The organism is Kingella kingae ATCC 23330, from assembly GCF_900111845.1.
Taxonomy (GTDB): Bacteria; Pseudomonadota; Gammaproteobacteria; order Burkholderiales; family Neisseriaceae; genus Kingella; species Kingella kingae.
The window spans coordinates 1-10,390 of sequence record NZ_FOJK01000032.1 but is presented as its reverse complement, the minus strand read 5'-3'; the positions used below and the strand labels follow the sequence as shown (position 1 = coordinate 10,390).

At 48.6% G+C, this 10,390-nt stretch carries 12 protein-coding genes; 8 read left to right on the top strand and 4 right to left on the bottom strand.

All coding sequences use genetic code 11. From position 1 onward, the window contains the following. Positions 1–281 precede the first annotated feature (281 nt). Positions 282–1,856, top strand: coding sequence for a signal recognition particle-docking protein FtsY (gene ftsY, locus BQ5809_RS06825; RefSeq protein ID WP_071461635.1), 1,575 nt, complete (start codon positions 282–284; stop codon positions 1,854–1,856). 59 nt (positions 1,857–1,915) lie between these two features. Here the strand turns inward: ftsY and lpxB are convergent, their stop codons facing one another. Further along, positions 1,916–3,067 (bottom strand): lipid-A-disaccharide synthase, encoded by a 1,152-nt coding sequence (gene lpxB / locus BQ5809_RS06820; RefSeq protein WP_003788044.1) that lies wholly within the window; start codon positions 3,065–3,067, stop codon positions 1,916–1,918. A gap of 20 nt (positions 3,068–3,087) precedes the next feature. On the opposite strand from lpxB, the gene BQ5809_RS11000 reads away from it, so the two are divergent. Next, a complete protein-coding gene (locus tag BQ5809_RS11000) occupies positions 3,088–3,252 on the top strand; it encodes a hypothetical protein (RefSeq protein ID WP_155114354.1) in 165 nt (54 codons plus the stop codon). Here BQ5809_RS11000 and BQ5809_RS06815 read toward each other — a convergent pair. Beyond that, positions 3,249–3,581, bottom strand: coding sequence for a LysE/ArgO family amino acid transporter (locus BQ5809_RS06815; protein WP_228368985.1), 333 nt, complete (start codon positions 3,579–3,581; stop codon positions 3,249–3,251). The two genes, BQ5809_RS11000 and BQ5809_RS06815, sit on opposite strands and share 4 nt — an antisense overlap. Before the next feature lie 244 nt (positions 3,582–3,825). After that, a complete protein-coding gene (gene ubiM, locus BQ5809_RS06810; protein ID WP_174259096.1) occupies positions 3,826–5,010 on the bottom strand; it encodes a 5-demethoxyubiquinol-8 5-hydroxylase UbiM in 1,185 nt (394 codons plus the stop codon). Between the two features lie 55 nt (positions 5,011–5,065). Here ubiM and BQ5809_RS06805 point away from each other — a divergent pair, with 55 nt between their 5' ends. The 6 genes from BQ5809_RS06805 (at position 5,066) to ftsX (ending at position 10,116) form a co-directional block, all read left to right on the top strand. Continuing rightward, on the top strand, positions 5,066–5,392 hold the full coding sequence (locus BQ5809_RS06805; protein ID WP_223877612.1) for a hypothetical protein: 327 nt from the start codon (positions 5,066–5,068) through the stop codon (positions 5,390–5,392). 191 nt (positions 5,393–5,583) lie between these two features. Then, positions 5,584–6,948 (top strand): bifunctional UDP-N-acetylglucosamine diphosphorylase/glucosamine-1-phosphate N-acetyltransferase GlmU, encoded by a 1,365-nt coding sequence (glmU, locus tag BQ5809_RS06800; protein ID WP_003788028.1) that lies wholly within the window; start codon positions 5,584–5,586, stop codon positions 6,946–6,948. Positions 6,949–7,004: 56 nt separating this feature from the next. After that, positions 7,005–7,688 (top strand): 2,3-diphosphoglycerate-dependent phosphoglycerate mutase, encoded by a 684-nt coding sequence (locus BQ5809_RS06795; RefSeq protein WP_003792120.1) that lies wholly within the window; start codon positions 7,005–7,007, stop codon positions 7,686–7,688. A gap of 77 nt (positions 7,689–7,765) precedes the next feature. Next, a complete protein-coding gene (gene ruvC, locus BQ5809_RS06790; protein ID WP_003792121.1) occupies positions 7,766–8,302 on the top strand; it encodes a crossover junction endodeoxyribonuclease RuvC in 537 nt (178 codons plus the stop codon). Positions 8,303–8,554: 252 nt separating this feature from the next. Next, complete coding sequence (locus tag BQ5809_RS06785; RefSeq protein WP_003788020.1) at positions 8,555–9,208, top strand: cell division ATP-binding protein FtsE; 654 nt, start codon at positions 8,555–8,557, stop codon at positions 9,206–9,208. Beyond that, positions 9,205–10,116 (top strand): permease-like cell division protein FtsX, encoded by a 912-nt coding sequence (gene ftsX, locus BQ5809_RS06780; protein ID WP_003788018.1) that lies wholly within the window; start codon positions 9,205–9,207, stop codon positions 10,114–10,116. Before BQ5809_RS06785 ends, ftsX begins: the two co-directional genes overlap by 4 nt. Positions 10,117–10,187: 71 nt before the next feature. Here ftsX and BQ5809_RS06775 read toward each other — a convergent pair. Next, positions 10,188–10,390: IS1 family transposase (locus BQ5809_RS06775; protein WP_143452382.1), on the bottom strand; the 203-nt coding region annotated here is incomplete at its 5' end.

Below are 10,390 nucleotides of genomic sequence, written 5' to 3'. Positions count from 1 at the left end.
ATTCGTTTTATTCCAAGGCATTGTGCTACTTTCATCATTCATGTTGGTATGTTGATGAGGGTTTACTGAATGGAATGTAAACGATGTCTTCGGGTTGTGATGTAAACTATGTTATCAGGTTGTACCCGTGTACGCCTAGTACATAAGGGGGTGGCAACGCAGTATTGATTTGAATTTAATTCGCTATAAAAAAATGATTTGCATAATAAACCGCTTTAATGCCATATAAAATCCAGCTACAATGCAACCTATTTTTACCTTTCTTGCCACGAGATAACGCTATGTTTAATTTATTCAATAAACTGTTCAACCGGAAAGCCGAAACGCCGCCCAACACCGAAAAAGAACCAGAACAGGTGCAGGCTGCTTCTGCGCCCGAAACTGCGCCTGCGGTTGCCAATGAAAATGTGCAGGCTGCTTTGAGTGCAGAAACCGAAGTCGCGCAAGAAAACACGGCAGATGAAGTACCACAAGCTGAAGCCGAAAGCACGGAAACCGCAGAAGAAAATGTGCAGGCTGCTTTGAACGCAGAAACCGAAGTCGCACAAGAAAATACGGTTGAAGCAGAACCCATGCGCCATAGCTGGGCAACGCCTGTGGTGGAAGAAGTCAAAGAAACGGTGCAATCTGCCGAGCAATGGGCGGAAGACATGGCGCACGCGGTGGCAGAAAAAGTCGATGAATTGGAAATGCGTGCCGAAATCTTGGCAGAAGAAACCAGCGAAAGCGTGAGCCATTGGGCACAAGGCATGGCACACGCGGTAGAAGAAAAATTGGACGAGCTGGAAATGCGCGCCGAAATTTTGGTTGATGAAGCCAAAGAAGCAGTGGTGGAAAGCGTGCAGACGTTGGAACACGCGCTGGAAGGCGAAAATGCGCTGCCCGAACCCGAATTGTTGCCCGAAGAGCCAGTCGCGCCTGAAGCGGAAGAATCCTTGGGCTGGACGGCACGTTTGGCGCGTGGTTTGAGCAAATCGCGCAATCAAATGGCAAAGTCGTTGGCTGGCGTGTTTGGCGGCGGCAAAATTGACGAAGATTTGTACGAAGAACTGGAAACGGTGCTGATTACCAGCGATATGGGCATTGAAGCGACCGAACAGTTGATGAATGAAGTCCGCAATCGTGTGTCGCTCAAAGGCTTGAAAGACGGCGCGGAATTGCGTTCGGCACTCAAAGACGCGATTTACGATTTGCTCAAACCATTGGACCAGCCGCTGGTGTTGCCCGATAATGGTCAGCCGTTTGTGATTATGATGGCTGGCATCAATGGCGCAGGCAAAACCACGTCTATTGGCAAATTGGCGAAGTATTTTCAATCGCAAGGCAAAAGCGTGATGTTGGCGGCGGGCGATACCTTCCGTGCGGCGGCGCGTGAGCAGTTGCAAGAATGGGGTGCGCGAAACAATGTTACCGTGATTTCGCAAGAAAAAGGCGACAGCGCGGCGGTGTGTTTTGATGCGGTGGAAGCGGCAAAAGCGCGTAAAATTGACGTGGTGCTGGCGGACACGGCTGGACGCTTGCCAACGCAATTACACTTGATGGAAGAAATCAAAAAAGTGAAGCGCGTGTTGCAAAAATCCATGCCCGATGCGCCACACGAAATCATGGTGGTGCTGGACGCGAACATCGGTCAAAACGCGGTCAATCAAGTGGTGGCGTTTGACGATGCGTTGGGCGTAACAGGTTTGATTGTTACCAAGCTGGACGGCACGGCAAAAGGCGGCGTGTTGGCGGCGTTGGCAAGCAGTCGTGCGATTCCTGTGCGCTATATTGGCGTGGGCGAGAGCATTGACGATTTGCGCCCGTTCAATGCCAAAGCGTTTGTGGACGCGCTGTTGGACGAGTGGTCGGCATAATTGGATACATATAAAAGCAGCCTGCACTTTGAATCAATCAAAAGTGCAGGCTGCTTTTTCTATTTTCTGATTTCCGCCAACACCGCATCGGCAGCGAGTTTATCCGTATCCAATTTCAGCATTTCGTGCAAACGTGTGAAATCTTGTTCCAGCGCAGCAATTTTGTCTGGATTGCGATACCAGTCCAACATCGCAGCGGCAAGTTTTTCGGGCGTGGCATCGTGTTGCAACAATTCTGGCACGGCTTCTTGGTTGAGCAAAATATTTGGCAAGCCAACGTGCGGCACTTTGATTTTGCGTTTGACCAGTGCGTAAGTGAGCGCGGAAATTTTGTAGCTAATCACCATGGGGCATTTGCACAACGCGACTTCCAGCGTTGCCGTGCCACTGGTTACGAGTACGGCATCGGCGGCGGTACAAGCCAAATCGGTTTTTGCCGCCTGCAAACGAATTGGCAATTTTTCAAATTCTGGTTGCGCCAAATAATGTTGCAAACGCTCGCGCGCGGCGGCTGTGGGATAGGGCGAAATAAATTGCGCGTTGGGCAATTCGCGCAAAATCAGCCACGCGGTGCGTAAGAAAATCGGTGCCATATAGTCGATTTCGCTGACTCGGCTGCCAGCCAAAATCGCGAAAACAGGTGTGTCGTTGTCCAGTTTTAGGCGTTTACGCGCGGCGGTTTTGTCGGCAACCATCGGCAAAGTTTGCGCCAATGGGTGTCCCACAAACAAGGCGCGTCCGCCTGCTTGTTCGTAGAGCGGTGCTTCCATTGGGAATAGGCACAATACTTGATTGACTTGGTTGACAATTTTGTTTACACGCTCGCGTTTCCATGCCCAAACGGACGGCGACACATAATGCAACGTGGGAATGCCTGCCGCTTTGAGCTGTTCGGCAACGCCTAAATTGAAATCGGGTGCATCTATGCCCACAAACACATCGGGGCGCAGATTTTTGAGTTGCGCGACCAATTCGCGGCGAATTTTGAGAATTTCGGGCAAGCGTTTGATGACTTCTATATAACCGCGCACGGCTAGGCGTTCTTGGTCAAACAGGCTTTGGCAGCCTGCGGCTATCATGCGCGGGCCGCCAATGCCGATAAATTGGGCATCGGGGCGTTGCGCTTTAATAGCTTCAATTAAGTGTGCGCCAAGCAAATCGCCAGAGGCTTCGCCAGCGCATAGGGCTATGGTTAAGGGTTTGTGAGACATGAGATTTTAATCGTGTGAAAATGTTTGCGATTGTAGCGCGAAATGAAAAAGTGCAGGCTGCTTTTTATTGCACCACCGCATTCCAAACATACCGCAACAGCCCAAACGCCAAATACCACATCATCGCGTCGATAACGCCTTCTAGCACTTTCCATGAGCAATCGTGCGCCGTAGCCAATCCCTAAAAACCAATTTTTTGTTCGGGCGACAAGCTGGCTGCCACGCTACCGACTAACATCACCGTGTCAATGTAAACGTGCGGATTGAGCAGTGTAATCGCCAAAGTGGCAAGCACGGTTTGGCGCAGGCTGCTTTTGGGCGTGTCGCTGTTGTCCACAATCAACACGGATTGTTCTGTGGATAACATGGTGCGAAACGAGCGTAATCCGTACCAAAGCAAAAACAATCCACCCAATAACGACAAGGCTGCCGATAAAACCATGCTGCGACCCAAAAAGCCGCTCACGCCCAATACGCCCAAGCTCATTAAAGTAAAATCGCATAAAAAACAAATGAATGAAACTCAAAATATGTGGTTTTTGAGCAAGCCTTGTTTGAGTACGAATGCGTTTTGTGCGCCAATCGCGATGATGAGTCCGCCTGAAATCATTGCACCGTTAAGTATGCTGGATAAAGTCACAATGTGTGGATAAAGTTGTGTGTAAGTTTGTGAATAAGATTGGATAATGTTGTGGATAAAAAGTGCAGGCTGCTTTTTTGATGTAAAAAGCAGCCTGCACGTTTGTTTGCCGATACAATCAACCTGTTAATTGTTTGCTAATCAATTTTTTTAGCGGTGGCAAATTGTTGCTCACACGCAGCACCGCGTTTCGCAGCAATTTGGCTGGCGCGCTTTCGGTGGTAAAGAACGTAACCATCGCGTTTGTGCCGTGATATAGCGGGCGGGTGTGCATTTGATGTTTGACGTTATACATTTCCAACACATCGCTGCTGCCAATGTCTTTGCCACGCGAATTCGCCTGCAAAATTTGTTTGGACAAAATGTCGGTGCTTTCCAAGCCCAAATTGTAGCCGTGTGCGGTAACAGGGTGCATGCCCACCGCTGCATCGCCAATCAAGGCACAGCGTTTGCCGTAAAACTTGTTGGCATGAACGCCCATGAGCGGATAATGATGCACCGTGCCTGCAATTTCCATTTCGCCCAATTTACCGTTGAGCATTTTTTGCGCTTCTTTGGCAAGCTGTTCGGGCGACAAATCCAGCAATTCGTGGGCTTTGGTGTTGGTAATCGTAATCACGCAGTTGGTCAAATGTTCTTCCAATGGCAACAGGGCGAGCGTGCGTCCATAGAAAAAGCATTCGCTAGCGGTGTGTTGATTGGAAATGCTGTGTTTGGTGCGGAACACGATTACCGTGCGTCCAAAGTCGTGCATATCGGCAGCAATGCCCAGCTGGCGGCGTGTTTGCGATAGGCGGCTATCGGCAGCAATCAGCAATTTAGCGGTGAGTGTGTCGCCGTTGTCTAACTCAACCAAAGCGCGTTCATCGTTGGTTTCAACGTGTTTGACACTGACACCGCAATGCAGCTCTACATTATTCATTTGCGCGACTTCTTCATACGCGGCGCGGCGAATATTGTGATTGGAAATTAAGTTGCCCAAACGGTCGGTTTTGCCGCCACGCGCTTGGGTTGGCTCGGGAAAGTGCAAGGTGTAGTCCGATGTGCCGTTATAGACTTTGGCATCGCGCAGACGATAGATTTCGTTTTCGGGAACGCGTTGCCACATGCCCAAATGTTGCATGATTTCGCGCGAACGGTGGGTTAGTGCGATTTCGCGTCCGTCATAAGCGGGATTTTGTAAACTTTCCAACGGGGCTTTTTCAATCATGATGATGCGTAGGCTGCTGTTTTTGAACTGACGCGCAAACGCTAAACCTGCTGGGCCTGCGCCCACAATCAGAATATCGGTATCCATGCTGATTCCTTTTTTGGGTTGATAAAGAAACAGGCGTTATTGTAGCGTAGCGCGATAAGATTTGCGTGATAAAAAACCTTATGTGCAGGCTGCTTTTTTGTGGGTGCAGGCTGCTTTGCTGCTGTGGTGCGTGATAAAATACGCGCTGTTTACATCATCAAACAAGGAAAACGCCGTGAACAAATGGATTGCACTTGCCCTAGCAGCCTGCACTTTAACCGCCTGCACTTGGGAAACGTATGACACAGCCGATGGCGGTACATCGTTGCGACAAAAATACCCAACAGGCACGAACGTGTATTACACCAACGGCGCAGCATCGCAAAACACGAATTACCACACCAATCGCCCACAACCGCACGCGATTGTGCCGCAAACAGATGAATAAATCGGCAAAAAGCAGGCTGAGACCTTTGCAAAACCCCATCTTTGGCGCATTTCTTCGTGATGCGCTTTTCGAACGCTTGAAAATATTTCAATATTATCTGCGCGTTCTGCGATGCTATCACTTTGAACTGCACTCAAATCTGGGTTTTGCAAAGGACTCAGCCTGCAATTTTCATTATAAGGATTACCAAAATGTCATTACACATCATCATTCTCGCGGCAGGCAAAGGCACGCGAATGTATTCCAAGCTGCCCAAAGTGTTGCACCAAATTGGCGGTAAATCCATGCTGGAACACGTGATTGACACGGCGCAAACCTTGCAGCCAGCCAGTATCAATGTTGTGATTGGACACGGCAAAGATTTGGTGTTGCAACAACTGTCGCACAAAAACGTAAACTGGATAGAGCAAACCGAACAGCTCGGCACAGGGCACGCGGTCAAAATGGCGTTGCCCCACATTCCACCACAAGGTAAAACGCTGGTGTTGTATGGCGATGTACCGTTGATTGACACAGAAAACTTAACCGCCTTGTTGCAACAAGCAGGCGACGGCGTAGGCATTTTGACCGACATCATGCCCAATCCAACAGGCTACGGACGCATTATCCGCAACGCGCAAAACCAAGTAACCGCTATCGTGGAAGAAAAAGACGCCAACGCCAAACAAAAAGCGATTACCGAAGTCAATACAGGCATTTTCGTGTTGCCCAACGCGCATTTGGCAAACTGGCTAAACGCGCTGCAAAGCAACAACGCGCAAGGCGAATATTATTTGACCGATGTCGTTGGTTTGGCGGTGCAAGACCAAGTTGCCGTTGTGCCGTACCCCGTGTCCGCACATTATTTGGCAATGGGCGTAAACAACAAATTGCAGCTAGGCGAATTGGCGAACATTTACCGCCATCACCGCGCAGCAGAAGTCATGTTGGCAGGCGTAACCTTGCTGGATAGTTTCAGCTTTCATTTGCGTGGCAGCCTGCAACACGGTCAAGACGTGGTCATTGATGCAAATTGCCTTTTGGAAGGCGATGTTGTGTTGGGCGATGACGTTCACATTGGCGCGAATTGTGTGATTAAAAACGCAAAAATTGGTGCAGGCACTGTGATTGCACCGTTTAGCCATTTGGAAGATTGCGTGATTGGCGACAACGCACAAATTGGACCATTTGCCCGATTGCGCCCCAATGCCGTGTTGGCAGACGAAGTGCATATTGGCAATTTTGTGGAAGTCAAAAACAGCACCATTGGCAAGGGCAGCAAAGCCAATCATTTGACTTATTTGGGCGATGCGGTGATTGGTAGTCAAACCAATATCGGCGCAGGCACGATTACCTGCAACTATGACGGCGTAAACAAATACAAAACCGTGATTGGCAACGAAGTTCGCATTGGTTCAGACACCTTGCTGGTTGCGCCTGTTACCGTGGGCGACAAGGCAACCACAGGCGCAGGCAGCGTCATCACCAAAAATTGCGAGCCAAACAAATTGGTGATTGCCCGAGCCAAACAAACCACGATTGAAGGCTGGGTGCGCCCTGAAAAAACAGCAAAGTAAAAGTGCAGGCTGCTTTTTTATATTTTTTTAACCACTTTTCCAGAAAGGAAATCAACATGGAATTGGTATTTATCCGCCACGGATTAAGCGAATGGAACGCGAAAAACTTGTTTACAGGTTGGCGCGATGTCAAATTATCAGAACAAGGCATTGCCGAAGCCACCGCCGCAGGTCAAAAGCTCAAAGCCGCTGGCTATGAATTTGATATTGCGTTTACATCGGTGCTGACTCGTGCCATCAAAACCTGCAACATCGTGTTGGAAGAAAGCGACCAGTTGTTTGTGCCACAAATCAAATCTTGGCGATTGAACGAACGCCACTACGGCGCATTGCAAGGCATGAACAAAAAACAAACCGCCGAAAAATATGGCGATGAGCAAGTCCACATTTGGCGCAGAAGCTACGACACCTTGCCACCGTTGTTAGACAAAGATGACGAATTTTCCGCACACAACGACCGCCGCTACGCCCATTTGCCAAGCGATGTGGTGCCAGACGGCGAGAACTTAAAAGTTACTTTGGAGCGCGTGTTGCCATTTTGGGAAGACCAAATTGCCCCAGCGATTTTGGCTGGCAAGCGCGTGTTGGTGGCAGCGCACGGCAATTCACTCCGCGCTTTGGCAAAACACATTGAAGGCATTTCGGACGACGACATCATGGCGTTGGAAATTCCAACAGGTCAGCCATTGGTGTATAAATTGGACGACAATTTAAAAGTGATTGAGAAGTTTTATTTGTAATGCTAACTAAATGTGCAGGCTGCTTTTTTGTGTTATCAAAGCAGCCTGCATTTTTTATCCACATCACATCAAACCCCATGAACAAAACCATACGCATACTAGGCATAGACCCAGGTAGTCGCAGCACAGGCTTCGGCATCATCGACTGGGTTGGGCGCGAACCCATTTATGTTGCATCGGGCTGTATCCAAACCATTCCCAAAGACGAGTTAGCAGGGCGCGTCAGCATTATTGTGCGTGGCATTGCCGAACTGATTGACACCTATCGCCCCAACCAAGCCGCAGTAGAACAAGTGTTTGTGAACGTCAATCCAGCCGCCACGCTCATGCTCGGGCAAGCGCGTGGTGCAGCCATTGCCGCGCTGGTGTTGCGCGATTTGCCCGTGTATGAATACACCGCCTTGCAAGTCAAACAAAGCGTAGTCGGGCAGGGCAAAGCCGCCAAAGAACAAGTGCAACACATGGTTGTGAAGATGCTCAATCTATCTGGCACGCCCCAAGCCGATGCCGCAGACGGTTTAGCCGTTGCCATTACGCACGGTTTGCGCCATCAAGGGCTGGCTGGCAAATTGGGCGGATTGGCGATAAAGGGTGGCAGATTGCAATCGCCTTAATGTTTATCCACGATTTATCCCTGTGTTATCCCTGCGTTATACAGAGCTTATTCGCCATTTATCCCAAATTTTATCCACAATATTTTTTGATTTAGCCAGTTGAAAATAGATTATTTTTTTGTTGATTTAAATTTTTATCCACAAAATCAATCACACAAAAGTGCAGGCTGCTTGGCATCGTTTACAAAAGCAGCCTGCATCATTCAAAAATCCGTTATAATTTGCGCCTATTCTATTGAGATATAACCCAAAATGATACGATTTGAATCCGTTTCCAAAACTTATGACGGTGGATTTCAAGCACTCAAAAACATCAGCTTCAACATTTCCAAAGGCGAAATGATTTTTGTGGCTGGACATTCGGGTGCAGGCAAATCCACTATGTTGCGTTTAATCGCAGGCATCACGCGCCCCACTTCGGGCAAAGTGCTGATGAATAAACACGATTTGGGCAGCCTGTCCGACAATCAACTGTGTTATTTGCGCCAGCACATTGGCATTGTGTTCCAAGACCACAAAATTTTGTTTGACCGCAACGTGTTACAAAACGTGATGTTGCCGCTACGCATCATCGGCTTTACCAACAAAGAAGCCGAAAAACGAGCGCGTATTGCCATCGAAAAAGTCGGTTTAAAAGGGCGCGAAAAAGACGACCCAAACGGTTTATCGGGCGGCGAACAGCAGCGTTTGTGCATTGCGCGTGCGGTGGTGCATCACCCCAGCATTTTGATTGCCGATGAACCGTCGGCAAACCTAGACCGCGCCTATGCTTTGGACATTATGGAACTGTTCAAAACCTTCCACGAAGCAGGCACAACCGTGATTATTTCGGCGCACGATGAAACGCTGATGCAAGATTACGGTCATCGCATTTTGCGTTTGCAGGGAGGGCGTTTTGCATCATGAGTAATTATGTATCGCTGCACTTGGAAAGCGCGAAACGGGCGTTGGTGTATTTTGTGCGCCAGCCTGTTGCGACTTTGCTGATTTTGTCGATGCTGTCGATTGCGATGACTTTGCCACTCACGCTGTATTTGGGCGTACAAAGCGGCAAAAACGTGTTGGATAAATTGAGCGATGTGCCACAAATCACGCTGTATATGGATTTGAGCGCGGTGCAAACCGATAGCGACAATGTCCGCAACTTGCTCACATCAGACAAACGCATTGATAAGGTGAAATTTGTGAGCAAAGCCGATGGTTTGGCAGAAATGCAGGCTGCTATGGGTTCGCAAGACATCGTGTCCATGCTAGACGAAAACCCTCTGCCCGATGCGTTTATTGTGAAGCCAGCCAACAGCACGCCCGATGCGATTACCGCTTTGCAAAACGATTTGGCGCACTATCCCATGGTAGAAAGCGTGCAGCTAGACAAAGAATGGATGCAAACTTTGTATCAATTCAATCAACTGCTTAACCGCGTGTTTTGGTTTTTGTCGTTTACGTTGGGGATTGCATTTGTGCTGGTGGCGCACAACACCATTCGTTTGCAGATTTTGAGCCACAAAGAAGAAATTGAAATCACCAAATTATTGGGTGCGCCGTCGTCGTTTATTCGCCGTCCGTTTTTGTATCAAGCGGCGTGGCAGAGTTTGCTGTCGGGCGCGTTGAGCTTGGGTTTGTGTTATTGGATTATGACCAGCACCAAGCCGTTGGTAGAGCAAATTTTTCAGCCCTATGGCATCACGCTGCAATGGCGCACTTTAACCGAAGTGGAAATGGTGGTGGTGTTGCTGGTTGCCAGCTTTTTGGGCATTGGTGGTGCATGGCTTGCCAGCACGCAGCATTTGTTAAGCTTCCGCGCCAAACGTTGATTGGGATTGATGGCATACTGCGTTGTGCGGTATGCCATTTTTGGTGGTGTCCTGAAAAGTGTGCTGTAAAACTAAACAATGCCAAAGTGAATATCAAAGAAAGCTAAATCAAAAACTTTCTTGTGATAAAACATACTTTTAGAAAAGCAACACGTTTTTCTAAACGCTCGCCTTACTTTGTGCCGTAAACGACAGTTATTACCCTCAATGCCAACTGTGTGTTGCTTACCAACTAGATGCCATTCTTCATTTGAAAAGACATTTAAAAATGCAG